Source organism: Arthrobacter sp. Soil_N43, assembly GCF_057655195.1.
Genome location: NZ_JBDGML010000048.1, coordinates 1 through 25,604 on the forward strand (window position 1 = coordinate 1; position 25,604 = coordinate 25,604).

The window sequence follows — 25,604 nt, forward strand, 5'->3', positions numbered from 1 at the left end:
GGCACCGACCTCGCCGCCGAAAAACTCGCACGCCTCCTCACCAACGACCCCGGCATGGGCGTCATCCGCCACGCCGACGCCGGCTACGACCGCGCCCTCGAGGTCGCCAAGGAACGCGGCGTCCGCATCCCCATGAACGAAGGTCTGTAACCATGACAACGATTACCCACGAACCGCTCACCGTCACCCTCGGCCCCAGCGGCGTGACCCCCGAGGACGTCGTCGCCGTCGCGCGCCACGACGCCAAGGTCGCCATCTCCCAGGAAGCCCTGGACACAGTAGCCAAGGTCCGCGCGCACATCGATGACCTCGCCTCCAGCGACGTCCCCGCCTACGGAATCTCCACCGGTTTCGGAGCGCTTGCCAACCGGCACATCCCCACTGAACTGCGCACGCAGCTGCAGAAATCGCTCATCCGCAGCCATGCTGCCGGCATGGGGCCGGCGGTGGAGCGCGAGGTGGTCCGCGGCATCATGTTCCTGCGCGCGAAGACCCTTGCCTCCGGCCGCACCGGCGTCCGGCCCGTCGTGCTGCAGACCATGGTCGATGTGCTGAACGCCGGCATCACACCGGTGGTCCGGGAGTTCGGCTCGCTCGGCTGCTCCGGCGACCTCGCACCGCTCTCGCACTGTGCCCTGGTGCTCATGGGCGAGGGCGAGGCAACAGGCCCCGACGGCGAACTGTATGGCGGCAAGGACGGACGCCCCGTGGCAGAGCTCCTCGCCCAGCACGGTATTGAGCCGGTGGTCCTCGCGGAGAAGGAGGGACTGGCGCTGGTCAACGGCACCGAGGGCATGCTGGGCATGCTCCTGATGGCCATCGCGGACATCCGGCAACTGCTGACGACTGCGGACATCACCGCCGCGCTCAGCGTCGAGGCGCTGCTCGGCACGGACCAGGTGTTCCTGCCCGAGCTGCACGCCGCGCTGCGGCCCCACCCCGGGCAGGCCGCGAGCGCCGACAACATGCTGCGGGTCCTGTCCAACTCTCCGATCGTGGCATCGCACCGCGTGGGCGACTCCAAGGTCCAGGACGCCTACTCGCTGCGCTGCGCTCCCCAGGTGGCCGGGGCCGTCCGCGACACCGTGGACCATGCGGCCCTTGTTGCCTCCAGGGAGCTGGCTGCGGCCATCGACAACCCCGTGGTCCTGCCGGACGGTCGCGTCTCTTCGAACGGCAACTTCCACGGCGCGCCGGTGGCGTACGTGCTGGATTTCCTGGCGATCGCCGTCGCGGACCTCAGCTCGATCGCCGAGCGGCGGACGGACCGCATGCTTGATCCAGCCCGCTCCCACGGGCTGCCGGCATTCCTCGCGGGTGATCCGGGAGTGGACTCGGGGCTGATGATCGCCCAGTACACCCAGGCGGGACTGGTGTCGGACAACAAGCGGCTGGCGGTTCCTGCCTCGGTGGACTCCATTCCCAGCTCGGCCATGCAGGAGGACCACGTGTCCATGGGCTGGCATGCCGCACGCAAGCTCAGGAAAGCGGTGGAGAACCTGCGCCGCGTGCTGGCAGTGGAACTGGTGACGTCGGCACGCGCCATCGACATGCGCACCCAGCTCTCCGGGGGAGCCCTGACACCGGGCCCCGCGGGGGCAGCCGTCATCGCCGCCTTGCGTAACGTCGTCGACGGCCCGGGCACAGACAGGTTCCTGTCGCCGGAACTGGAAGCGGCAGACCTTTTGGTGGCATCCGGCGAGGTGCGGGCGGCTGCCGAATCCGCCGTCGGGATTCTCGCCTGAGGCTGAACAATGTGCGGCGCCGGGAAACATTTTCCGGCGCCGCCGAAATACTCTGCAACGCGACCGGCGCAGGCGTGTCGAGTGTAGTAGAACTGAAGGTGTAGTAAAAGTCACATCAATGATGCTGTGACGCAAGAACATATACAAAGGGGTAGAAGTTCAAATGAAAGCACGCGGGGCAGTCCTGTCCAGACGCATCGCACACGCTGCTACGGTTTCCGACTGGGGATCATTGCAGCCGGGCGAGCGGGTCGAGATCCTTAAGCATGCGCATGTCATCGCGGCAGGCGAGGTTGAGGAGGTCTCACGGAGCGGCAACGTCCTCTGGCTCGTGGGCAGCGGTCATTCCGAATCGCAGCCGTTCATGAAGTCCGACGGCGTGCAGGTCCGGCGGGCCTAGCCCGCCTGGCGTCCTCAAAGGTTTACGCACACAAAAGCCCCCGACCCTGGCATCATCCGGCGCAGTTATGCGGCGGATGACACCAGAGGCGGGGGCTTTTTGCGTGTTAGGCTGCGGTGTCCTCGTGAGTCTCGCCGAACGGGACAGACTCGTCGAGGGCGACGGTGTACCGGCCGGGCTGGATCCGGGTGACACGGATGCCGCAGGTGCCCTCCTGGGCTGCTGTTTCGATCAGGGCTTCAACTGCACTCTCCAGGCCGTCGTGGATCTGGTCCGCGCTGGTGAATGCCAGGTGGATGGACCGGGAATCCGACGAGCCATACGAGGGCGAAGAAGCGGTTGGGCGCTCCATGGTTGCTGTGCTCATGTACCGAACTTTCTGTGTTTCTTGCCGAGGCAAGAGACCAGTCTACCCTCCGGCCCGCCAAACGTAAGATGACTGGCAATTGACCGGCCCTTGACAGGGCCTGTCAGGCTGCGCTCGTGCCGCGAGCTGCGGACGCCGGGCCTGATTGGCCGCTAGTGTTGGTCAGACCCGCCCGCGCCGGATTGGAGGCGACCATGTTTGAAGCCGCAAGCATTATCTTCGCCGCGGCCGGTCTCGCTGTCTTTGTCGCTGCCATTGTGCCCAAGCTGCTCCGCAATGCCCCGTTCTCCATGCCCATGGTCTTCCTGGCGGCCGGGTTCGCCGTGTTCTGGCTGCTGGGCGATCTGCCGGACCCGGATCCCGTGCTGCATGCAGACTTTACGATGCACCTGACGGAAGTCTGCGTCATCATCTCGCTCATGGGTGCCGGTTTGGCCCTGGACCGGCCCGTCGGGCGCCGCCGCTGGGCCACCACCTGGCGGATGCTGGGGATTGCCATGCCGCTGTGCATGCTCGGCCTGACGCTGCTGGGGCTATGGGTGCTGGGGCTGGGCCTGGCGGCTGCCCTGCTGGTCGCGGCCGTCCTGGCGCCTACGGACCCCGTGCTGGCATCCGAGGTGCAGGTCGGTGAGCCCGCAGACGAGGACGAAGAGACCGACAAAGAGGACGAGGTCAGGTTCGGGCTGACGTCCGAGGCCGGGCTCAACGATGGGCTCGCTTTCCCGTTCGTCTATCTGGCCATTGCCATGAGCGTGGTGGGGACGTCGCCCTCCGACTGGTTCCCGGAGTGGTTTGCCGTGGATGTCCTGTGGCGCATCGGCATGGGCGTGCTGCTCGGATTCGGAACGGGCAAGATGCTGGCGAGGCTCTTCTTCTCCGCCCGGCACGACAGCATGAGGCTGTCCAACCACTCCGAGGGGTTCGTTGCGCTGGCAGCAACATTCCTGGCCTATGGAGTGACCGAGATGATCGAGGGCTACGGTTTCATCGCAGTTTTCGTGTGCGCCGTGACCATCCGGGCGGCGGAGCACACCCACGGCTACCACAAGGTGCTGCACTCATACGTGGAACAGCTCGAGCGGCTGATGACAGTGGTGATCCTGGTCCTTCTCGGCGGAGCCATCGCCAGGGGGCTGCTGGCCGGAATCGGGTGGGCGGAGGTGGCCGTCGCACTGGCGTTCCTGATATTGGTCCGTCCGCTGTCCGGTTGGCTGGCCCTGGCCCGGGGCAAGACCGGTCCGCGGGAGCGGATCGCCATCTCCTTCTTCGGCATCCGGGGCATCGGCTCGCTGTACTACCTCGCCTACGCGCTCGGAAAGGGCGGGTTCGGTGCCCAGGCGGACTACCTGTGGTCAGTTGTGGGGCTCGTCGTGGCAGCCTCCGTGGTGCTTCATGGTGCCACCACCGCACCGGTGATGCAGCGGCTGGATCGGCTCCGCGAGCGCCGGGCAGCCGAAAAATTCGGCGACGAGGGGAAGGCGCCGCACACTCCTGTTTGAGGCCCGGACAGTCCGCAGGGCGTGGCGCTGTCCGGGGGCGGCCCGCGGCGCGGCGCGCGGTGTGGATTGCCCTTTGGGCAACGCGTATCCTGAAGTCAATCGAGATGCGTGGTGAGCTGGAAGCGTGGCAGTCATGGGGTTTGTGTCGCGGACTGGACGGGCCTTGTCAATGATGCTCGGGTTCTTGCTCGTCAGCGGAATCTGCGGTGTCCTGGTGGCCAGTTTCCTGGTGCCCGCGGCGGCCCTGGCCGGAACGACGGTCAGCCGGTCGATCGACTACTTCAACAGTCTTCCCACAGAATTGACCGTGCAGCCGCCGTCGCAGACCACCAGGATGGTCACGGCGGACGGGAAGCCGATCGCCACGTTCTACGCCGAAAACCGGGTGCGGATCCCACTCAGCAGGATGTCGCCGTTCATCAGGAACGCGGTTGTGGCCATCGAGGACTCACGCTTTTATGAGCACAAGGGCGTGGACGCCCAGGGCGTTCTCAGGGCGCTGACCAGCAACCTCACCCGCGGCGAACGGCAGGGGGCGTCCACACTTACCCAGCAGTACGTCACCAACATCGTTAACGAAGCGATGATCTCCGCCGGCCGTGAAGACCAGGTGGTCCTCAGCGGGCAAAAAAGCGTGGGGGACAAGCTGCGCGAAATGCGTCTCGCCATCGCGCTGGAAAAGAAGTACACCAAGGACCAGATCCTTGAGGGGTATCTGAATATCGTCTTCTTTAACCGCAGTGCGTACGGTATCGAGGCGGCCGCCCAGTACTACTTCAGTATTCCTGCCAGCAAACTCAGCCTGCCCCAGTCTGCCCTGCTCGCCGGACTGGTCAACAGCCCCAGCTTCTACGATCCCGTGGCTAACCCGAAGAACTCCATCCAGCGTCGAAACCAGGTCCTGGACGCGATGCTGGGCGAAGGCATGATCACCAAGAAGCAGCACGCCGCCGCCAAGGCCTCGGGCATTGGGCTCAAGCTCCGGCCGTCGAGGCAGGGCTGCGCCGCCGCGACGATGGCCCCCTACTTCTGCGACTACGTGAGCCACCTGATCCTGAACGATCCCGCGTACGGTGCCGATACCAAGGCCCGGGAGCAAAAGCTGTACCGCGGCGGCCTGACCATCACCACTACCCTGGACAGCCGGCTGCAGACGGCTGCCCAGGCACAGGTGAACGCGACGGCCGGGCCGAATCCGGGCAAATGGGGTGCCTCCCTGGTCTCGGTGCAGCCGGGAACAGGCAAGATCCTCTCCATGGCTCAGAACACGGTGTTCCTGCCGCAGCGCGGGAAGTTCGATACGCAGCTCAACTTCAACGTCGACTCCAGGGACCCCAACGGCAACGACCTCAATGGCGCCGGCGGGTTCCAGCCAGGGTCGACGATGAAGCCGTTCACCTTTGCGGAATGGCTCAACCAGGGCAAGACCATTACGGAAACCGTGGATGCGTCCCGGCGGGAATACCCGCTCGGCTTCCGCTGGCGGTCCTCCTGCGGCAAGGTGGCCGGCGCGTACAGCACGAAGCAGCGCAGGGCTGGCCTCGAGGCGGCCGATGATTTGCAGAATGCCTCCGAAGGCTACTACCGGAAGATGCCGGTCAACTACGGGCTGTACAACTCCATCAACACGGCAACGTTCGCCTCGGCGGCACAGCTGGATTTCTGCGGCATCCAGAAGATGGTCAACACCGTCGGCCTCCACAGCGGGTTGGACGGAAGTCCCATCAACATGCACCAGCTGGGCAACGTGCTGGGCGGCACCGGCGTGGCCCCCCTGCACATGGCCAACTCCTTTGCCACCTTTGCCGCCGATGGCCAATACTGCGCCCCGATTGCCATCCTGCGGGTGGCGGACCGTGCCGGGAAGCCGCTTCCCGCGCAAACCTCCAAGTGCCGGGACGCCGTGGACCGGGACGTGGCACGCGGCGTGAATTCGGTACTCCAGGACGTTCTCAAGGTGGGGTCGGGTGTCCACATCAACCCCAAGATCTCCAGCAAGCTGCCGGTGGCGGCTAAGACGGGCACGAACAACAGCAACGGTGCCAGCTGGGTGGTGGGATACACCACGGGACTGGCCACGGCCTCCTTCTTCGGTGACGCCCTCGAAGGCCAGAAACGTCCCGGCCGGGACCTCACCATCAACGGCAAGTTCTATTCACGCATCGACGGCTACATGATCGCCGGACCGCAGTGGGCGCAGTACACGAACAAGGTGGCCGGACTGTATCCGGCGGCCTCGTTCCCGAAGCCGCCGGCCTCCATGGTCAAGAAGAAGGCCGCCCCGAAGCCGCCGGCCTCTTCATCCAGAACCAAGGGCCGGTCCGGCTCCTCTGACTAGCGGGAGGCCAACAGGGTGTTGACGAGCCGCGCCGCCACCCGGGCGGTGCGGTTGTCGATGTCGAAGGCCGGATTCAGTTCTGCCACGTCCGCGTGCAGCAGCTTCCCGCTGGCAGCTGCCTGGCGGCAGACGGCGGCAACCAAAGGCAGCGGGACACCGAGTGCCGCCGGGGCGCTGACCCCCGGAGCCACCGCCGCGGGCAGCACATCGAGGTCGATGGTCAGGTACAGGACGTCGATTTCCGCCAGGAAGCCCGTGACGAATGCCTGCACGGCGTCCGGCGTGCATTCCTCGTCCAGGAGATACTTCACTCCCAGGCGGTCAGCGGTGGTGAACAGCGCCCGCGTGTTGCTCGGCTGGGAAATGCCGACGACGGCGTACTTCAGTTCGCGGCCCGCGGCGGCTTCCGCCTGGGCCATCTGGAGGAACGGGGTGCCGGAGCTGGGGGCAGGTTCGTCGCGGAGGTCGAAATGCGCGTCCAGGTTGAGGACCCCGAGCCGCTGCCCGGTGCGGACGGCCTCGGAACCGGCGACACCGAGATAGCTCGCGAAGGCGGTCTCGTGGCCGCCGCCCAGCAATACGGTCAGGTTGCCTGTGTCAAGGAGGGACGAGACCGCCACGCCGGCGCGCGCCTGGCCGGCTTCGAGGTGGCCGTCCCGGACTGCTACGTCGCCGGCGTCGAGGACGGGTCTGTCCAGATGGAAGGCCAGCGGGCCCAGCGCACTCCGGATGGCGGCTGGCGCTTTCGCGGCGCCAGTCCGTCCCTTGTTGCGCCGCACGCCCTCGTCGCTGCAGAATCCCAGGATGACGGCGGGACGCGAAGCCCCAGCCGGAATGCCGGCAAGGGAAGCAGCAGGGGAAGCGGCCCTGACGGGCGGGTCGGACCGCAGGGGACTGCGGTCCTGCCGGGCTTCTGCGTAAGGGGTCACGGCCTGCCACCACCGGAGGTGGGCTGCACCGTGACCGTCAAAACGGCCCGTCCACGGGTGGGGCTGAACATCGACCGAGAGCGCGGGAAAATCCATGCTCCAAGCTCACCGCACCGGGGAAGCGAAAGCCAGCAGCGCCGCCGTCGTGATGTCTGGAATCCCGGAAACCCGCAAACCTGCAATCCGCGGGACGGCGGGTGGGAGGACCCTAAGCCATGCCGAGGGCCTGCTCGATAGGGCCGATGCAGAAGAACAGCACGAAGGCCCCGGCCACTGCCCACATGAGCGGGTGGACCTCCCGGGTACGGCCCTGGAACATGCGGATGAGGACGTAGGAGATGAAGCCCGCGCCGAGGCCGTTGGCGATCGAGTAGGTGAAGGGCATCAGCGTGAAGGTCAGGAAGGCGGGAAGGGCGATGCCCCAGTCCGTCCAGTCGATCTTGCCCACCTGTGCCGCCATCATGAAGCCCACCACCACGAGGGCGGGTGCCACGGCCTCGAAGGGCACCAGGTTGATGAGCGGGGTGAAGAACATGGCCACCAGGAACAGCAGGCCGGTCACGATCGAGGCTAGGCCGGTCCGTGCGCCTTCGCCGATGCCTGCGCCGGATTCGACGTAGATCTGGTTGGAGGACACGGAAGCGCCGCCGCCGACAATCGCGCCGAGGGCATCCACCTGCAGCACACGGTCAACGTTGGGGATGTTGCCGTCCTTGTCCACGGTTCCTGCCTCGTTGGCCAGGCCCACCATGGTTCCCATCGCGTCGAAGAAGATGCTGAGCAGGATCACGAACGCGAGGAGCGTGGCGGCCACGAAACCGAGGTGCTCGAAGGCGCCGATCGGGTTGGCCTTGCCAATGAGCGAGAGGTCCGGGGCGGCCCATTCCGTGAACGTGGGGGCAACCAGGGACCAGCCCTGCGGGTTGTGGTTCGTGCCGTCGAAGCTCGGTCCGATGTGCAGCGTGAACTCCAGGATCACGGACAGGATGGTGGAGGCGACGATGCCGATCAAAATGGCGCCCTTGATGTTGCGCACCAGCAGTGCGATGGTCAGGATCAGGCCGAACACGAACACCAGCGTCGGCCACCCCAGGAGCCTGCCGTCAAACCCCAGGCCGACCGGGACGGTGGTGCCGGCAGCGTCAGGGATCCGGCGCACAAAGCCGGCGTTCACCAGCCCGATCAGGGCGATGAACAGGCCGATACCCACCACAATCGCCGTCTTGAGCCCGTCCGGGACTGCCCTGAACACCGCGGTCCGGAAGCCGGTCAGGACCAGGATCAGCATGGTGGTTCCGGAGAGGACCACCAGGCCCATGACGTCCGGCCAGGTCAGGCCCGGGTTGGTGGCCACCGTGACTGCTACGAATGCGTTGACGCCCAGTCCCGTCGCTATCGCGAATGGGTGCTTGGCCCATGCGCCCATGAGGATCGTCAGGATGCCCGCGACGAACGCGGTGACGGCCGCCACAGCGGGGAAGCCGAGCGTGGCGCCGGTGGAGTCCGGGCCGGAAAGAATCAGGGGATTCAGCACCACGATGTAGCTCATGGCGAAGAACGTGGCAAAACCGCCGCGGATCTCGCGGGAGTAGTTCGACCCCCGTTCGGAAATCTTGAAATACCGATCCAGTGCAGAGCCCTGCTTAAGCATTAGTCCTCCGGAGTTTTGGGGTCGCTTGAATCCTATTCGGTTGCCGGGATGTCCCCCGGCAAATTCGCCTAGTCTGTAAGGAAGCCAACACGAGGAGAAATCCGCCCATGCGCACCATTCGCCAGCTGCTGACCGCCGTCGTGGGCGCCGTCACATTCGCCGCCCTGCTTTTCGCCGCTGGTCCGGCCTGCGCCCACGACGCCGCCGAGTCCAGCAGCCCGGCCGACGGCGCCACCGTCGCTGCGCCTCCCGCGGAGGTGTCCATCACCTTCAACAACACCCCGCTCGGGCTGGGTTCGCAGGTGAGGGTCAACGATGCCGCCGGCGCTGACTGGGCCGACGGCAAGGTGGAGATCGTGGACAACGTGGCCACCCAGAAGCTGCGCGAGGGCGCCCCGGCGGGCAAGTACACGGTGCTGTGGCGCGTCGTCAGTTCGGATTCGCATCCCATCGAGGGGACGTTCACGTTTACGGCCACCGCCGGGGCGGAAGGCTCGACGGCGGCCGCGCCGGTTCCCACCGTGGGCACCCAACAGCCGGGGGTCACCCCGGCCCCGGAGAACGCGCCCAACGCTGCGGAGCCTTTCCCGTGGAGCCTCGTGGTGTTCGCTGCCGTGGCCGTGGGGCTGCTCGTGGCCCTTGGAATCCTGGCGCGCCGGAAGCTCGTGATGGGGAACGACGAAGAGGACGCTGATTCCGGGGAAACTGCCGCAGGCGGCGGCCGAAGCCACTAACCCCAGCCTCTAACCCGCGGGTGCTTCAGACCGGGGCGGGGAGGGCCGCGAAGCTTCCTGTCAGGACGGACGGGACGCTGTCGGGGTTCACCTTCGCCGAAATTGCCCGGCCCACCACCTTGGCCTGCCGCAGTACCTCCTTCGGGGTGGGGGTGATGAGTTCGCCCACCCCCACGAGGTAAATGCCGATGGCGCGCATGGCTGCCACCAGGTTCTGGCCAACGGAGATGCCCAGATCGGTGATCATGCGGCGCAACTGCCCGTTGGCACACCGCGTGAGGATGATGTGGTCTGCGATCAGCACGCCGTCGGGGGTATGGACCGCCCAGCGGTGAGGGGAATCGCCGGCAACCGCAGTCCCCATCTCCAGCAGCACCGCGGAGGTGTCGTTCCGGATGTCCAGCTGGTGGCTCGCAGCGTAGTTGCGGAGGTGGCGGATGATTTCGTTGCGCTCCTCCCGCGATGAGGCGCCGGGGGCGCCGCACCGTTGCGGGGGCGCCGCTTGGGATGCTTGGGATGAGCCGGGGGAGTCCAGCCCGCTGACGATGATCGAGTCGACGCCGCGGCGACGGAGTTCGGTGGCGACGGCCAGGCCGGGAAGGCCCGCGCCTATGACCACGGCGGTGGTACGTTCAGCCCTGCTGAGACCAGGCATGCTTGACACTACAGCTTCCTCCTCGAAAATTTTCGAGGTGCAGGGCGTCCGCGCCCCGCACCGTCCGCTGCCCCAGCAAGCAGACACCACATGTTGTCCGAGTGTGTTCTGAAACACAGATCTCGGATCAACAGTGTCTCGAAGGATACAGACTTTTTCGGCCTCTGGATAGCCCACACGGCACATTGCGGGAGAAGCTCCACGGAAGCAGTAAGAAGCCCAGGAGGGCGTCCCTGGAGAGGGCCCGCACAGTGCCGAAAAAGCCGGTGTTGGACGTGCCGCAGCGGGCCCTCCGGGCTGCTTGCTAACTGCACTGCGACCGAGAATAGTTATGACCAAGAGCAGGTCTTTTACAATCCGGCAAAGAAGACCTGCCGGGTGACGGCGATGGTGCCTCCTTCTGGCAGAATAGCCGCATCATCAGGGCAGTACGCGAGGAGGCGGACCCACAAATGGGCGCACATGAGTTGCATCCGGACCCGGCACGGGATGGCGGCGGCAGGTCTGCCAGGCCCGAGGGAATAGTGGTTGGCGTCGACGGCTCGGACCATGGGCAGTGCGCCCTGGTGTGGGCGGCCCGTGAAGCCGAGCGCCGCCGTCGTCCCCTCCACATAGTCACCGCCTACTCGGTTCCCATTTTCGCGGCGTCAGGCCTCGACGGCGGGTACGCCACCGTCGACGACTCCGTGATCCGTGAGGGTGCCGAGGCCATCCTGCAGCATGCGGTGGACAAGGTGGCCGCCTACAACATAGACGTCTCCGCCTCCGTCGAGAACGGGGACGCTTCCGGCGTCCTGCTGGACTTGTCGGAATCCGCCGAACTCCTGGTCGTTGGAACGCGCGGACGCGGCGGGTTCGTGGGGCGGCTTCTGGGCTCCGTCAGCAGCGCGATGCCGGCGCACGCCAAATGCGTCACCGTCACCGTTCCCCTGATCTGTGCAGACCGGCTGGGTGAGACCACGCAGGACAAGCACGTCAGGGCGGAGCAGGCCAAGGCCGGCCGCAGCCCGGTGGAGAACGTCGTTGTGGTGGGCGTGGACGGCTCCGAACAGGCCAGGGTGGCGGTGCTGGAAGCCGCGGCACAGGCCGAACGGCTCGCCGCGCCGCTCCGCGTGGTCTGCGCCGTGCCCCAGTACAGCGGCTCGCTGGCATGGGTTCCCGCGCCCATGGACCGGGAAGCCCTGTTCGCCGACATCCAGGTCCAGCTGAAGGCCGGTGTCGCCTGGCTGCAGAGTCACTACCCCGCGCTCACCATCGAAACCAGGCTTCTGGACGGCTCTCCCGTCGACGTGCTGGTGGAGGCGAGCCGCCACGTTGAGCTGGTGGTCGTGGGTACCCGCGGCCGTGGCGGTTTCACCGGCATGCTCCTGGGTTCCACGTCGGACGGTGTCCTGCACCATGCAAAGAGCCCCGTCATGGTGGTGCCCGACAGGGAGGATCCGCGGCTGGCTGACCGCGCTAGCTTCGGGCCCATGCTCGGCGCCTCATAACCCATGGGCGCGCTGGTTCTCGGCCTGGGCGCTGTCAACGCCGACATGCTGCCCGAGGTGGGCGGCAAGGCCGCGAACCTCGGCGAGCTGCTGGCCGCCGGGTTGCCGGTCCCGGAGGGCTTCTGCCTTACTACCGCTGCGTACCTCCAGGCCACGGCGCCGATCGGACTCGATGAAGTGCACCGCGCCCTGAAGGCCACGCCCGCCGACGACCTCGAAGCCCTTGCAGGGCTGGCCGGCCGGGCCCGAAGCCTGATCACGTCGGCTGCGCTGCCGCCCGGGATCGCTGCCGCTGTGCAGTCGGCCTACGGCGCACTGGGAACCGCCGCCGGGCAGCCTGACGCTCCGGTGGCGGTCAGGTCCTCGGCCACGGCCGAGGACCTGCCGTTTGCCAGTTTCGCCGGGCAGCAGGACACCTACCTGAACGTCGTCGGCGCGGACTCCCTGCTGGCAGCTGTGCGGAACTGCTGGGCATCGCTCTGGACGGACCGCGCGGTGGCCTACCGCGCCAGCCGCGGCATCGATCCGTCCACCGTGGCGCTCGCCGTCGTCATCCAGCGCATGGTGGACTCGGCAACAGCCGGCGTCATGTTCACGGCCAACCCCGTGACCGGCCGCCGCCGCGAGTCGGTGATCGATGCCAGCCCGGGTTTGGGCGAAGCCGTGGTGTCCGGCGCCGTCAATCCCGACCACTTTGTGGTGGATACCGAGTCCGGGAAGATCCTTGAGCGGAGGCTGGGAGACAAACGGCTGGTCATCCGCTCCACCCCAGGGGGCGGCACCGAACACGTGGACCAGCCCGCCTCCGGAGGGAAACCCTGCCTCACGGACGCTCAGATCCGCGGCCTGGCCGCACTCGGAGGCCGGGCCGAAGCCCACTATGGCGCTCCGCAGGACACGGAGTGGGCGATCGACCCCGCGGGCAAGCTCTGGCTGACGCAGTCACGCCCCATCACCACCCTCTATCCCGTGCCAAGGAACATCCCGGAGGCCGGACATCCGGCAGGCAGCGAGGGAACCCGGATCTTTCTCTGTTTCAGCCTTGCCCAGGGACTCACGAGGCCCCTTACCCCGATGGGGATCGCGGCCTTCCGGATCCTCGGTTCCTCGGTGGCCCGGGCGGCATCCTTCGACGTGCCCGACGCCAGGACCGGCCCTCCGCCCTTCGCCGAAGCAGGACAGCGCATTTTCATCGACCTGACCGGCGTGGTGCGGAGTACCGTGGGACGCTTCATCGTCCCCCGGGCGTTTGACATCATGGAGGCGCGCTCCGCGGCCGTGCTGCGCAGCGTGTTCACCGATCCGCGGTTTTCAATAACCCGCCGTACTCCCTGGGGCATACTCCGGAGGGTGATCCCGGTGGCCCTGCGCGGGCGGGTGCCGGAGTCCCTGCTGCGTGCCCTGCTCCGGCCCGAAGCCGCGCTCCGACGCGTCGACCGTTTCACCAGGGACTTCAGCGAAGCCCTGAAGCTTCCGCCCGGGGCGGCTTCGCTGCAGCGGCTTGACCACGCGGAACGCGTGCTCGCGGGGGCCTTTCCCATTGTGCCGGCCATCCTTCCGTTGCCGGCGCTAGGTTTTGCCCTGCTGGCCCTGTCCGGAAAACTGCTGGGCGGACCCCACCGGCGCACGGATCTGCAGCCCATTCTTCGAGGGCTGCCCAACAACGTCACCACCGAGATGGATCTGGAGCTGTGGCGGCTGGCCACTGCGATCCGCTCGGACGGTGAAGCCCGCCGGATGTTTGAGGACCAGCCCCTCACCGTACTTGCACAGCGCTACAGTGCACGGGAACTGCCTGCCGTCGCGCAGCAGGGCCTGGACGGCTTCCTGGAACAGTACGGGCACCGTGCGGTTGCCGAAATCGACGTCGGCATGCCGCGGTGGAGCGATGACCCCACCCACATCCTCGGCGTCCTGGCCAACTACCTCCGGCTCGAGGACCCCGCACTGGCCCCGGACCGCCAGTTCCGCCGGGCAGAGGCAGAGGCCGAGGCCCAGATCGCCCGGCTCGTCGCGGAGGCCAGCTCAAGGGGCCGCATCCGCGGCGCCATTGTCCGGGCTGCACTGAGGAGGGCGAGGCTATTCATCGGCCTGCGTGAACGTCCCAAGTACCAGATCGTCCTGGCACTCGCGGAAGCCCGCAGGCAAGTGGCAGCCGCCGGGGCCGAGCTGGCACGCCAGGGACGGATTGCGAGGGACGGCGACGTCTTCTTCCTGGACTTTGCCGAAGTGCGGCAGGCCTTGGGCGGAACCGACATGCAGGACCTCGTGGCACGGCGGCAGGGCGCCTACTACCTTGAGCTGGACCGGCGCCACATCCCGCGGATGCTGCTGTCCGACGGCACCGAACCTGAAACTGTGCTTTCAGCGGGTGCCGCGGCGGACGGCGCCCTGGCGGGAAGTCCGGCGTCGGCCGGAACCGTGACCGCCCCGGCGCGCGTCGTCCTGGACCCGGTGGGGGCGCACCTGGAACCGGGTGAAATCCTCGTGGCGCCATCGACGGATCCCGGATGGACCCCGCTGTTCCTCACGGCGGGCGGCCTCGTGATGGAAATGGGCGGCCCCAATTCGCACGGCGCCGTGGTGGCCAGGGAGTACGGCATCCCGGCCGTCGTCGGCGTTCCGGACGCCACATCCCGCCTCCGGACGGGCCAGCAGATAACGGTCGACGGCGGTGCCGGCACCGTGGTGCCCGGCAGCTAGCAGTTCCCGCAGCTGGAAGCTCCCGCAGGCGGATGCTACTGCGGGCGTTCGGCCGCCCTCCTCCTCCGGACATAGCGGACGAGGAGCCAGGCAACGAAAAGCGCCAAGCCGGTGTAGACGGCGTAATTCAGGTAGCGGGAGTACTGCTCGACCATAGAGTTTTGGCGTCCCAGGACGGATCCCAGACCGATCAGCGCACCGTTCCAGATGCCGCTTCCTGCGATGGTGAAGACGCTGAACGTGCCCAGATGCATCCGCTGGGCCCCTGCCGGCAGCGAGATGAGGCTGCGCACGCCCGGAAGCAGCCGGCCAAAGAATATGGCGGATTTGCCATGGCGCCGGAGCCAGTCATTCGCGGTTTCGAAATCCTCACGGTCCATGAGGGGGAGCTTGGAGAGCAAACGGATTGACCGTTCAAGCCCCACCTTGGCCCCCAGGAAATACAGCGCCAGGGCGCCCAGGTAGGCGCCAAGTGTGCTGGTGACCAGGACCAGGCCCAGGTTCATGGTCCCCTGACGTGTCAGGAAACCGGCGAGGGGAAGGATGACCTCGCTGGGGATCGGCGGGAACACTGTCTCGGCCAGGGTAAACAGCCCGACGCCCCATTCCCCCAGCGCGTCCAAGGACTGCGCCGCAAAACCGACTATGCCTGTCATCTCATCTGCGGGACTAGCGGGGGTGCGCATTGCTCAGGGCTCCTGAAGCTGGATAACGGCGTCCCGTCCAGTCTGGCTCAGTAAGCGCACTGAGGAAAGTTGGGGGAGGGGATAATCCGGGGCTGTCAGGAGAATGGCCGAGGCGTACCCTGAGGATATAAAGCTGCGACGTCGGAGCGGAGTTAGAGATGACCTCCAAGTGGCTGCGGTGGATGCCCGCCGTGGCCGTACCTGCTGTAATCGCTGCCGGGGTACTGGCAGGATCCGTACCCGCCAGCGCCCGCGACCCGCTGCCGGACAAGACGCCCGCGCAGGTGCTTGCCATGGTCGGACAGCACTCCACCAAGGCGCTGTCGGGAACGCTGGAGCAGACCTCCGAGCTTGGACTGCCGGACGTTCCCCAGATTGGCCCGAGCGCCGGGCCAGGAACAGGCTCGATCGCCGAACTGCTGACGGGGCCGCACAGCGCACGGGTCTTCGTGGACGGACCCGCGAACGTGCGGATCCAGGTCATGGACAGGCTCGCCGAGCGCGACGCCGTGCGGCAAGGCAACGAACTGTGGCTGTACAACTCCAAGGACAACACGGCCACCCATGTGACGCTCCCGGACAAGGCTGCCGGCAGCAAGCCCCCGGCCGCCCGGATGCCGGGATCCGTGCTGACTCCGGAGGAGCTGGCCGCCCGGATGCTCGCCAAGATTGATTCGACGACGGAAGTGACCGTCGGTGATGACGTGGAGGTGGCTGGCCGCGCGGCGTACAGCCTGAAGCTGACCCCGAGGTCGGACGGAACGCTGGTGGAGTCTGTGGCCATTGCCGTGGACGGCGAAAAGGGCCTGCCGCTCAGCGTTGAAGTCCGTGCCCGCGGACAGGCCGAGCCCGCATTCCGGGCCGCATTCACCAGCATCAAGCTCAAGGCGCCGGACGCCGGCCTCTTCAACTTCACGCCGCCGCCGGGTGCCACTGTCAAGGAAGTGGTGTTGCCGGGCAGGCCGCACGCTGCCAAGGTTCCTGGCAAGCACGACGGGCCTGGCAAGCACCACGGGACGGGCCAGCCCCCGGGTGCCCAGCGGAACTCCCCGTCCGTGACGGGCTCGGGCTGGGATAGCATCGTCAGCTTCCCGGCACGGACCGCTGCTCCGAATACCGGCGCACCGAACGCCGGCGTGCCGTCCATCGACAACCTCTTGATGGACCCGCTGCTGCGGCAGGCCACCGTCACCGTTCCCGGAGGCCGGGCGATCTCGACGTCCCTGCTGAACGTCTTGCTCACCGACGACGGCCGGGTGTTCGCCGGGTCCGTACCCTTGGAGCGGCTTCAGGCCGCTGCTGCGAGGTGACGCCCGCTGACCGCGGCCCCGGGCTCGCCATCGAGACCCGGGGGCTGACCAAGCGTTTTGGCCATCAGGTGGCCGTGGACAGCATCGACTTGGCCGTACCGCGGGGATCCGTGTTCGGGTTCCTTGGCCCCAACGGTTCAGGGAAAACCACCACCATCCGAATAATGCTCGGCCTCGCGGCGGCGACGGCCGGCTCCGTCAGCGTGCTCGGGCTGGACATGCCCCGCCGGCTCGACGAGGTGCTGCCCAGGGTGGGCGCCCTGGTTGAGGGACCGGCTTTTTATCCGTTCCTCTCGGGAGCGGCAAATCTGCACCGCTTTGATGCTGCGGACCGGCATTCGGTTCCCGGCACGCGGCGTGCCCGGGTGGCGGAAGCCCTCGAACGGGTGGGCCTGTCACACGCCGCCCGCAAGAAGGTCCGCGCCTATTCGCTGGGCATGAAGCAGCGGCTGGGAATAGCCAATGCGCTGCTCGCCGACAGGGAACTGCTGGTGCTTGACGAACCGACCAACGGCCTGGACCCGCAGGGCACCCGGGAGGTGCGCAATTTGGTCCGGTCGCTGGCGGCCGACGGCGCCACCGTCTTCGTTTCCAGCCATCTGCTCGCGGAAGTGGAGCAGATCTGCACGCACGCGGCGATCATGAGCGCCGGACGCCTCGTGGCCCAGGGCCCGCTGCCGGAGCTCCGCCAGGCCGGCTCGGCGCAGCTTCGGCTTCTCACGCCCGATGCCGGCGCTGCCTCGGGCGTTTTGGCCCGGTTTGGGATGACTCCGGTCGTCGGGCATCCGGACGGCCAGGGCGCCGTCATCACCGCAGTATTGCCTGAGGGATTGCCTGAGAGGGGAGTGCCTGAGGGGGCCGGGAAGCCGCCGGCCCTGGAGCCAAAAGCGCTGGAGTCAATAGAACCGGAGTCAATCGTCGCGGCGTTGGTGGCCGACGGCGTGCGGGTTCGCGGCTTCACCGTGGAGCGCGGCAGCCTGGAAGACCGCTTTGTGGCACTGACGGGGGAGGGCTTCGATGTCGCACAGTGAGCGGACAGCCAACACCACCGGTGAAGCCCGGCGGTCGCCCTCCAGCGGCCCGCTGTTGGCCTCGGAGCTGACGCTGCTGTTCCGGCGGCGCAGGACCCAGGCCCTGCTGCTGGCGCTGGCCGCCATCCCGGTGATGATCGCCGTCGTGGTCCGGGTTTCCTCCACTGTCCCGCCGGGCCGGGGGCCGGCGTTCCTGGACCGCATCACCCAAAACGGACTGTTCGTTGGGGTGACGGCCCTGATTGTTGCTGTGCCGCTGTTCCTGCCGCTGACCATCGGCGTCGTGGCGGGCGACACCATCGCCGGCGAGGCAGGCCACGGCACCCTCAGATACTTGCTCGTGGCCCCTGCGGGACGCGTGCGGCTGCTTCTCGTGAAATATGTTGGGGCCGTCGTTTTCTGCATCGCGGCGCCGCTGGCGGTGGCACTCGCCGGGGCCGGTATTGGTGCGGCGCTTTTCCCCGTGGGTCCGGTGACACTGCTCTCGGGCGACGTGGTGGAGCCGGGCGAAGCATTCAGCAGAATGCTGCTGATCGCCGCCTACCAGACCGTCTCGCTGCTGGGACTTTCGGCGATTGGGCTCTTCCTGTCCACCCTGACGGATGTGCCGGTGGGAGCCATGGCAGCCACGATCGTCCTGTCCGTGGCATCGCAGGTGCTGGACCAGCTGCCGCAGCTGGAGTGGCTGCATCCGTGGCTGTTCAGCCATTATTGGTTCGGATTCGCGGACCTGCTGCGTCAGCCCATCGGATGGGAGTCCTTCACGAGCAACGCCGTGCTGCAGGGCGGCTATATCGCCCTTTTCGGTGCCTTGGCCTATGGCAGGTTCGTCAGCAAGGACGTGCTGTCGTAGGCGCCGGGACGGGCTGGCGGTGCTTCTGATAGCGCGCCTAGTAACGGGCCGCCACCGGGTGGAGCTGCATGCCGGCCATCATGCCCAGTTCGGTCACCGTGATCCCGGCGGACGGGTTCAGGGCCTGCACCACCCTGCCGCCGCCCAGGTAAATTGCCACGTGATAGAAGCCGGGAGCCGATCCCCACACCAGGAGATCCCCGGGCTGCGCCTGGGACAGCGGAACATGAACGGGCGCTTGCGAGAATTGCGCTGCGGCCGTACGCGGCAAGTATTTCCCGGCCGCCGCGAAGGCGTTCTGCACGAGTCCTGAGCAGTCAAAACCGTAGGCGCCGGTACCGCCGTACTCATAGAGATACGGCTTTCCCACCTTGCCCAGGGCAACGGAAATGGCCGTCTGGTTGGAGCCTCCCGGCGACGGCGACGGCGCGGGCAGGGGCTGGACAGGCCTGGGAGCGGGCACGGGAACCACCGGGGCAGGTGCCGGCGGAGCGGGCTGGACAGGGGTGGCGGCTGGCGCGGGAGCCGCCGGCCGTGTCGGCACCGGCGCCGCGGGTGCAACAGGCGCCGGCGCTTGGGCTCGGGGTGAACGAACGGCCGGAGCCTGAGTGGCAGGAGCCTGAGCGGCAGGGGATTGGGAAGAAGCCGCCGGAACCACAGCACCCGGTGCCGCGGGGCGGACCGCGCCGCTTGACTGCGTTCCCTGATCCGCGGCCGTTTCCGTGGCAGCCGAAACGGCGGCGAGCAGCGCCTGTTGCCGCTGCCGTTCAAGCCCGTCGACTCTTGCCGATTCGAGTGCAACGGTGGTGCGCCTCAGCGAGGCCAGTTGGCGGACCAGGATCGACCTCTGTGCCGTGGCGTCGGACACTGCCTGCAGTTGTGCCGCGTTCGCCTGCTCGGCCGCGGCCCTGAGCGACTCGGCGGTCTTGGCGGCATCGTCGGCTGCCCGCCGGGCGTCTGCAGCGGCTGCGGTCAGGGACTCCGCCGCGGAGGCTGTGGCCTCTGCCGTTTCGAAGGCGCGGCTGCGGCCGGCGGAGAGGGCCTGCAAGGTGGCTGCCTGGTCCAGGACATCACCGTTGCCGGTCACGAAGCTGCTGAGTGCCGGGTTCAGCCCTCCGCTGCGGTACAGGTCGCCGGCCAGTTGGCCGATCTCCTTGCGGCTTTTTTCCTGCTCTTTGTCCGCGGCGCTGGCCCTGGCGGCCGCTGCGTCGGCGGCATCCGTCCGGACCCGGAGTTCCACCAAGGCATCGCTGTAGGCGTTGTTCGCTTCCAGGCTCCGCGCGAAGGTGCTCGACTGGGCGTCGGCTGCCTCCGCCAGGAGGCGCTCGATGTCGGTGACCTTGGCCGCCGTCGCGCTTTCACTGGATTTGGCAGCGGCGATGTCGTCGGGGGAGGGGACCTGCGGCGCGGCGGGAACCGTGACGGCGGCCGGGAAGGCGCCCACCGTGTAGGTAGCCGCCGGATAGGCGCCAGCCGGCCTGTCGGCCTGCGCCGGGCCGGCGAGGAATCCAAGGAGGACGGCGGTTGCGCAGAGGGCGGCAGCCTTGCGGCCGGGACCGGTCAAACTCATTCGAAAACCTCGCAGCGCTCGGGCCGGGACGAACGGGTCTGGAGGGGCACGGAAGTGCCCCTCGGGATGCCCAGCAGCACTGAGGCTACGTGCCAATTTTCACTTTGGCAACAAGAGTCTCATCTTTAACATAAACAACACCAGTGTCATTCAATGGCATTCTGACGGGCGTGTCCCACTGCAGGCGTCCGGACTGTTTTCTCGGCAGGCGTTGCTCAGCCGGCGTGCTTAGGCGTGCTGGTGCGATTCGTGCTCGGAGTGGCTGGCAGGTTCGAGTTGGAAGGTGCAGTGTTCGGTGTCGAAGTGCGAGCCGAGGCAGGTGGTGAGCTTGTCCAGGACCTGGTCCGCACCGCGGGCGCTGAGTACGCCGTCCTCCACCACCACGTGGGCGGAGAACACCGGCACACCCGACGTTATGGTCCAGATGTGGATGTCGTGAACCGCCACCACCCCTGCCACCGACAGGATGTGCTCGCGGATCATCTGGACCTCCACACCTTTCGGGGCGGCTTCGAGCAGCACGTCCACAACGTCCCGCAGCAGGTGCCATGCCCGCGGCAGGATCATGATGGCGATAAGGACGGAGGCGATGGTGTCCGCGGCAAGGAATCCCGTGAGCATGATCACCACGGCCGCGGCGATGACCGCCATGGAGCCCAGGAGGTCACCCAGCACCTCGAGGTAGGCCCCGCGGACGTTGAGGCTTTCCTTCTGGGCGCCCTGCAGGATCAGCAGCGAGATGAGGTTCGCGGCCGCGCCGAGGATGGCGGCGTACAGCATGATGTCCGTCTGCACCTCCGGAGCGGCGCCGATCCGGCGGATGGCCTCGGTGAAGATCACCACTGCGATCGCCACGAGGATCAGGGCGTTGGCGAGGGCGGCCAGGACCTCGGCACGCTGGTAGCCGTAGGTCCGCAGATCGCTGGCCGGCCGGGAAGCGATCCATGCGGCCAGGAGCGCGATGAAGACGCCCGCGGCGTCGGAGAGCATGTGCCCGGCGTCCGCGAGCAGTGCCAGGGATCCCGACAGGGCGGCCCCCGCCACCTGAATGAGAACCACGGCCATCGTGATGGCCAGGACGGTGATTAGACGGCGGCGGTGCTTGCCGGTCGCTGTGATGCCCGGGGCATGGTTGTGGTCGTGTCCCATGCCTCTAGGCTAATCCCACCCGAGTTCGTGGAGCCGGTCATCGTCGATTCCGAAGTGGTGGGCAATTTCGTGGACCACTGTCACGGCGACTTCCTCCACCACGTCCTCGCGGGAGGAACAGATGTCCAGGATGGGTTGGCGGTAAATGGTGATGCGGTCCGGCAGTGAGCCCGCGTCCCACCACGAGTCGCGTTCGGTCAGCGGTACGCCCTCATATAGTCCTAGGAGGACCGTGTCCGGGTCCTCGCCCGGCTGGGGTGTGTAATCGTCCTCGATGAAGACGGCCACGTTGTCCATGGCGCGCGCAATGTCTGGGGGGATCATGTCCAGCGCGTCGCTGACCGCGGCCTCGAAATCGGCTTCGGACATGTCGAATCCGGAGGAATCACCGGCGCCGTCCGGCACGATGGGAAGTCCGGGTGGCAGGTTTGCGGGCATACCCCAAACCTTAGCGGGATCTCCTCCGTGTGAGGGCCACGCCCACCAGGCAGATGGCGCCCCCGACAAGGCCCCAGACGGTGGGGATTTCTCCGAGCACCAGCCAGGAGATCAGCACCGTGGTGGCCGGCACCAGGTAGGTGGTGGCGGCCAGCCTGCCTGCGTCGATCAGCGAGAGGGCATAGGCCCATGTGGTGAACGCAATGGCGGTGGGAAAGACCCCGAGGTAGACCAGCCCCAGGGTGGCCGGCAGCGGCGCGGCCTGCAGCTCCGTCAACAGCTGGCCGCTGAACGGCAGGCAGCACAGGAATCCCACCATGATGCCGAACCAGGTGGCCTGCCCCGCGGAGAACTTCCGCAGCACCGGTTTCTGGACAATAACGCTGACGGCGGCGAGCCCGGCGGCCAGGAGGCAGAGCAGCACGCCGGCGACGTCCGCCGTCGACCGCTGCCCGGAGCCAAGCGCGATGACGGCGACGCCGCCGAACGCAATGGCGCTGCCGATGATGAGCCAGCGCGGGAATCCCTCCTTGAGGACGATGCCGGCCAGTACAGCGATCAGGATGGGGTTGACGTTGATCAGCAGCGCGGCAGTTCCGGCGTCGAGCAGGTGCTCGGCGGCGTTCAGGGCGATGTTGTAGCCGCCGAACCACATCACCCCGAATGCCAGGATGGGCCACCATTCACGTCCCCGCGGCAGCATGCGCAGTTTGGGCAGGACCACAATGCCAAGCGCGACGGCGGCAATTGCCAGCCGCCCCAGTGTCAGGGAGCCGGGGGAGAAGCTGGGGCCGACGGCGCGGATCCCCACAAAAGCGGACGCCCAAAGCACCACCGTGATGACGACGGCGGCGACGCCCAGTCTGCTGATGGCCGGACCGGCCGGGCCGACTGGTGCGGAGGGACCCAGCGGTGCACGGGTATCCGGAGGGGCCGGGGCGTCGGGTGGGGCGGTGTCGCTGCCGGGAGAGGAGCCTGCGGGTTTTGCGGCGTGGGAAGTTCCGTTGTGGGGATCTGCTGGCTGGATCGGGCCGGTGCGGGCGGTGGTTGCCATGGTGCCAATCTAGTCCTGTGACGGGTTCCTGGGCTGGCGGAAATCGGTCACGTCTAGGCGAGAAACTGCCAAAATCTCCGGGCGGCTGCTGGGCTTTGGGACGGCGCCACCGCCGATTTTGGAAATTCCCGGAGGAGGCTCTATAGTTTTAGAGGTCCAGTTCGGAGCAACTCGAAGGGACAAAAACGAAAGGCTTCGGCCCTTTATTTTTGCCCGGAACAACCCGTACTGAGTTCAGGCCCCCATCGTCTAGCGGCCTAGGACACCGCCCTTTCACGGCGGCGGCACGGGTTCGAATCCCGTTGGGGGTACGCAAGGAAGTGGTCAAACCAGACCGAAAAGTCTGGTAGGCTAAAGGCCTTGAAAAATTGCAGTAGCGATACTGCAGACAGCAAGAAACACGCAGTACAAGCAAGGCCCTGTAGCGCAGTTGGTTAGCGCGCCGCCCTGTCACGGCGGAGGTCGCGGGTTCAAGTCCCGTCAGGGTCGCTCTGATTGCCAGAAGAAATTCCGGCTCTCATGGTGACATGTCACCTAGGCTCTGTAGCTCAGTTGGTAGAGCGTTCGACTGAAAATCGAAAGGTCACCGGATCGACGCCGGTCGGAGCCACCACTGGGAAGCATCAGTTCTTCGGAACTGGTGCTTTTCTTCTTTAACCGGCGTTCCCCGGTTAGCCGGCGTTCCCCGGCCCATACGCACAACGGCACCGACACGGGAGCGCCGGCATTTCTCGTGCCCGGATTGCCGGTTCGGCTTTTTGAAACTCATGCGCTGGGCGTAAGCAGGCCCAACCGCCGGGAGGGGCTCCTCCATTCTCCCGGCAGTGCCATTGGTCACAGTCAGCCAGGTTCGGGAGCAGGCCGGGCCATGACAGATATCACTCTTTTGCCGCCCTGCCGAACGCGTGAGCGCAGGTGACGTCATTGTTACGTTCCGGTTGATCAATTTCCTGCACTGTGGCACGCGCGCGGAAACGTAGATGTAAGCGCTTGCATTAGGTTGCGGCCCCAGGCCGCGCCCCCTGAAAACCGGGTTGAACTCGACTGACAACGTTGTCTACCGTGGGGGGTGTGCCGAGAAATGTATGACATCTCGGGCCACCTTGACGGGGTCCTACCCAAACCCCGTTCTCCCTCGACACAACGGCGTCCTCGATGACGCATGTCGTGTCAGCGGGGATTCCGGAGTGCGGGGGACAGGGCATCAGCCCATCTTCCACGAACGTAACTCCGCGAGAAGAGCAAAAACATGCACAAGCACCCCAACACCCTCCGGATGCTGCGGTGGCGCCCCGCCGCCGCAGCTCTGGCGGCGGCTGTCGCAGCTTCGACGTTCCTTGCCACGCCTTCGGCGCAGGCAAACGAACCGGCCGATCCGCCGGCCCAGCAGCAGATGCCGGCTCCCGCCCCGGGCTTCCCCCTGCCCACAAAGCACACGCAGAAGGCCTACGACCCGGCGTCCGACTTCACCGCGAAGTGGACCCGTGCGGACGCGAAGCAGATCATGGCGCAGAGCGACTCCACGGTAAAGCCCGGCGAGAACTCCATGAGCCCCGACGTCACCATGCCGGAAATCCCCGAGGACTTCCCCACCATGAACGACGACGTGTGGGTGTGGGACACCTGGTCGCTGACCGACGAGCACGCCAACCAGATCAGCTACAAGGGCTACGACGTCATCTTCTCCCTCGTCGCCGACCGGCACGCGGGATACGGCTTCGACCAGCGCCACTGGAACGCCCGCATCGGCTACTTCTTCCGCAAGACCAACGCCGACCCGGCCAAGGACAAGTGGAACTACGGCGGACACCTCTTCCTGGACAACACCTCCATCGGCAACACCGAATGGTCCGGGTCCACGCGCCTCATGAAGGGCAACCAGGTGAACGTGTTCTACACGGCCACCACGTTCTACGACGTCAAGGAGCGCAACGCCGGCGGTGGCGGAATTGCCCCTGACGCGGCCATTGCCAAGGCTCTCGGCAAGATCCACGCCGACGAGAACGGCGTGACCTTCGACGGCTTCAAGCACCACAAGCTGCTCGAACCGGACGGCAAGATGTACCAGACCAAGGAGCAGAACCCGGGCTTCGCCTTCCGTGACCCGTACACCTTTGCTGACCCGGCACACCCGGGCAAGACCTTCATGGTCTTCGAAGGCAACACCGGCGCCAAGCGCGGCGACTACCGCTGCAAGAACGAGGACCTGGGTTACCGTAAGGGCGACCCCAACGCTGAAAGCCTCGACGAGGTCAACAACAGCGGCGCCTACTACCAGACCGCAAACGTCGGCCTGGCAGTGGCTGAAAACAAGGACCTGACCAAGTGGAAGTTCCTGCCCCCGATCCTCTCCGGAAACTGCGTCAACGACCAGACCGAGCGCCCGCAGATCTTCATCCAGAATGAGGGCGGCAAGAACAAGTACTACCTGTTCACCATCAGCCACCAGTTCACCTATGCAGCCGGCATGCGCGGTCCCGACGGCGTCTACGGCTTCGTGGGCGACGGCGTCCGCTCCGACTACCAGCCGATGAACAACAGCGGCCTGGCACTGGGCTCCCCGACGGACCTGAACCTGCCGTCCGAGTCTCCGGAGGCCCCGACCCCCAACCAGAACGGCCGCCAGTTCCAGGCCTACTCGCACTACGTGCAGCCGGGCGGCCTGGTCCAGTCCTTCATCGACAACGTGAACGGCGTCCGCGGCGGATCCCTCTCGCCCACCGTGAAGATCAACTTCCGTGACGGCGTGTCCCAGGTTGACCGCAGCTTCGGCAAGAACGGCCTCGGCCCGTTCGGCTACCTGCCTACCAACGTCAGCGTTGGCGGCAACGGCCTCTACAAGTAAAGCCAGGTTTTACCTGCAGGCCAGTGATTAGGCCGGCATAGCAGTACACCGGCGGAGGCGCCCGGACCACGTCCGGGCGCCTCTGCTGCGTTGGTGGCGCCGGCGGGCATGTGACCGCCGTTCCTTATATAGGCACACGATGGACGCACGCCCCGGA

The 25,604-nt window shown here is 66.7% G+C and carries 21 protein-coding genes and 3 tRNA genes; 15 read left to right on the forward strand and 9 right to left on the reverse strand.

The features are described from left to right. From AC3A3W_RS03360 to AC3A3W_RS03370, 3 genes are all read left to right on the forward strand, one after another. The coding region (locus tag AC3A3W_RS03360; RefSeq protein WP_487440499.1) for a hypothetical protein at positions 1–150 on the forward strand (150 nt) is incomplete at its 5' end. 2 nt (positions 151–152) lie between these two features. After that, positions 153–1,745, forward strand: a complete 1,593-nt coding sequence (gene hutH / locus AC3A3W_RS03365; protein WP_487440467.1) for a histidine ammonia-lyase — start codon at positions 153–155, stop codon at positions 1,743–1,745. A 163-nt stretch (positions 1,746–1,908) separates the two neighbouring features. Beyond that, the gene (locus tag AC3A3W_RS03370; protein ID WP_487440468.1) at positions 1,909–2,145 is read left to right on the forward strand and encodes a hypothetical protein; all 237 of its coding nucleotides are present in this window, start codon (positions 1,909–1,911) and stop codon (positions 2,143–2,145) included. A 106-nt stretch (positions 2,146–2,251) separates the two neighbouring features. Here AC3A3W_RS03370 and AC3A3W_RS03375 read toward each other — a convergent pair whose 3' ends face one another. After that, a complete protein-coding gene (locus AC3A3W_RS03375; protein ID WP_487440469.1) occupies positions 2,252–2,512 on the reverse strand; it encodes a hypothetical protein in 261 nt (86 codons plus the stop codon). Positions 2,513–2,706: 194 nt separating this feature from the next. Between AC3A3W_RS03375 and AC3A3W_RS03380 the strand changes: the two genes are divergently transcribed. After that, entirely contained in the window at positions 2,707–4,011 is a 1,305-nt protein-coding gene (locus AC3A3W_RS03380; protein ID WP_487440470.1) for a cation:proton antiporter, read from the forward strand. A gap of 169 nt (positions 4,012–4,180) precedes the next feature. After that, positions 4,181–6,349, forward strand: a complete 2,169-nt coding sequence (locus tag AC3A3W_RS03385) for a transglycosylase domain-containing protein (protein ID WP_487440500.1) — start codon at positions 4,181–4,183, stop codon at positions 6,347–6,349. Here AC3A3W_RS03385 and hutG read toward each other — a convergent pair. Further along, on the reverse strand, positions 6,346–7,374 hold the full coding sequence (gene hutG, locus AC3A3W_RS03390; RefSeq protein ID WP_487440471.1) for a formimidoylglutamase: 1,029 nt from the start codon (positions 7,372–7,374) through the stop codon (positions 6,346–6,348). The two genes, AC3A3W_RS03385 and hutG, sit on opposite strands and share 4 nt — an antisense overlap. A 112-nt stretch (positions 7,375–7,486) precedes the next feature. Next, a complete protein-coding gene (locus tag AC3A3W_RS03395; protein WP_487440472.1) occupies positions 7,487–8,929 on the reverse strand; it encodes an NCS2 family permease in 1,443 nt (480 codons plus the stop codon). A gap of 107 nt (positions 8,930–9,036) precedes the next feature. Here AC3A3W_RS03395 and AC3A3W_RS03400 point away from each other — a divergent pair, with 107 nt between their 5' ends. Beyond that, entirely contained in the window at positions 9,037–9,663 is a 627-nt protein-coding gene (locus AC3A3W_RS03400; RefSeq protein ID WP_487440473.1) for a copper resistance CopC family protein, read from the forward strand. Positions 9,664–9,688: 25 nt separating this feature from the next. Here the strand turns inward: AC3A3W_RS03400 and AC3A3W_RS03405 are convergent, their stop codons facing one another. Further along, entirely contained in the window at positions 9,689–10,318 is a 630-nt protein-coding gene (locus AC3A3W_RS03405) for an FAD-binding protein (RefSeq protein ID WP_487440501.1), read from the reverse strand. 452 nt (positions 10,319–10,770) lie between these two features. Here AC3A3W_RS03405 and AC3A3W_RS03410 point away from each other — a divergent pair, with 452 nt between their 5' ends. Then, positions 10,771–11,808, forward strand: coding sequence for a universal stress protein (locus AC3A3W_RS03410; RefSeq protein WP_487440474.1), 1,038 nt, complete (start codon positions 10,771–10,773; stop codon positions 11,806–11,808). A gap of 3 nt (positions 11,809–11,811) precedes the next feature. Beyond that, a complete protein-coding gene (locus tag AC3A3W_RS03415) occupies positions 11,812–14,511 on the forward strand; it encodes a PEP/pyruvate-binding domain-containing protein (RefSeq protein ID WP_487440475.1) in 2,700 nt (899 codons plus the stop codon). 35 nt (positions 14,512–14,546) lie between these two features. Here the strand turns inward: AC3A3W_RS03415 and AC3A3W_RS03420 are convergent, their stop codons facing one another. Beyond that, a complete protein-coding gene (locus AC3A3W_RS03420) occupies positions 14,547–15,197 on the reverse strand; it encodes a DedA family protein (protein ID WP_487440476.1) in 651 nt (216 codons plus the stop codon). 158 nt (positions 15,198–15,355) lie between these two features. On the opposite strand from AC3A3W_RS03420, the gene AC3A3W_RS03425 reads away from it, so the two are divergent. From AC3A3W_RS03425 to AC3A3W_RS03435, 3 genes are read left to right on the forward strand one after another with little or no spacing between them, the layout of a single operon-like run. Then, complete coding sequence (locus AC3A3W_RS03425; protein ID WP_487440477.1) at positions 15,356–16,507, forward strand: LolA family protein; 1,152 nt, start codon at positions 15,356–15,358, stop codon at positions 16,505–16,507. Further along, a complete protein-coding gene (locus AC3A3W_RS03430; protein ID WP_487440478.1) occupies positions 16,504–17,538 on the forward strand; it encodes an ABC transporter ATP-binding protein in 1,035 nt (344 codons plus the stop codon). The genes AC3A3W_RS03425 and AC3A3W_RS03430 overlap by 4 nt, the downstream gene beginning before the upstream one ends. Next, on the forward strand, positions 17,525–18,391 hold the full coding sequence (locus AC3A3W_RS03435) for an ABC transporter permease (RefSeq protein WP_487440479.1): 867 nt from the start codon (positions 17,525–17,527) through the stop codon (positions 18,389–18,391). Before AC3A3W_RS03430 ends, AC3A3W_RS03435 begins: the two co-directional genes overlap by 14 nt. Before the next feature lie 37 nt (positions 18,392–18,428). Here the strand turns inward: AC3A3W_RS03435 and AC3A3W_RS03440 are convergent, their stop codons facing one another. The 4 genes from AC3A3W_RS03440 to AC3A3W_RS03455 all read right to left on the reverse strand — a co-directional run bounded on the left by AC3A3W_RS03440 (position 18,429) and on the right by AC3A3W_RS03455 (position 22,602). Beyond that, positions 18,429–19,961 (reverse strand): C40 family peptidase, encoded by a 1,533-nt coding sequence (locus AC3A3W_RS03440; RefSeq protein WP_487440480.1) that lies wholly within the window; start codon positions 19,959–19,961, stop codon positions 18,429–18,431. Between the two features lie 228 nt (positions 19,962–20,189). Then, a complete protein-coding gene (locus AC3A3W_RS03445) occupies positions 20,190–21,110 on the reverse strand; it encodes a cation diffusion facilitator family transporter (protein WP_487440481.1) in 921 nt (306 codons plus the stop codon). 9 nt (positions 21,111–21,119) lie between these two features. Beyond that, positions 21,120–21,548, reverse strand: a complete 429-nt coding sequence (locus tag AC3A3W_RS03450; protein ID WP_487440482.1) for a metallopeptidase family protein — start codon at positions 21,546–21,548, stop codon at positions 21,120–21,122. A gap of 10 nt (positions 21,549–21,558) precedes the next feature. After that, on the reverse strand, positions 21,559–22,602 hold the full coding sequence (locus AC3A3W_RS03455; protein WP_487440483.1) for a DMT family transporter: 1,044 nt from the start codon (positions 22,600–22,602) through the stop codon (positions 21,559–21,561). A 238-nt stretch (positions 22,603–22,840) separates the two neighbouring features. Between AC3A3W_RS03455 and AC3A3W_RS03460 the strand changes: the two genes are divergently transcribed. The 4 genes from AC3A3W_RS03460 to AC3A3W_RS03475 all read left to right on the forward strand — a co-directional run bounded on the left by AC3A3W_RS03460 (position 22,841) and on the right by AC3A3W_RS03475 (position 25,447). Then, positions 22,841–22,913, forward strand: a tRNA-Glu gene (locus AC3A3W_RS03460). A gap of 104 nt (positions 22,914–23,017) precedes the next feature. Beyond that, positions 23,018–23,091 (forward strand) — tRNA-Asp (locus tag AC3A3W_RS03465). Between the two features lie 48 nt (positions 23,092–23,139). Further along, positions 23,140–23,215, forward strand: a tRNA-Phe gene (locus AC3A3W_RS03470). A gap of 636 nt (positions 23,216–23,851) precedes the next feature. After that, positions 23,852–25,447: a glycoside hydrolase family 68 protein gene (locus AC3A3W_RS03475; protein WP_487440484.1), complete on the forward strand. Its 1,596-nt coding sequence runs from the start codon at positions 23,852–23,854 to the stop codon at positions 25,445–25,447. The last annotated feature ends 157 nt before the right edge of the window (positions 25,448–25,604 follow it).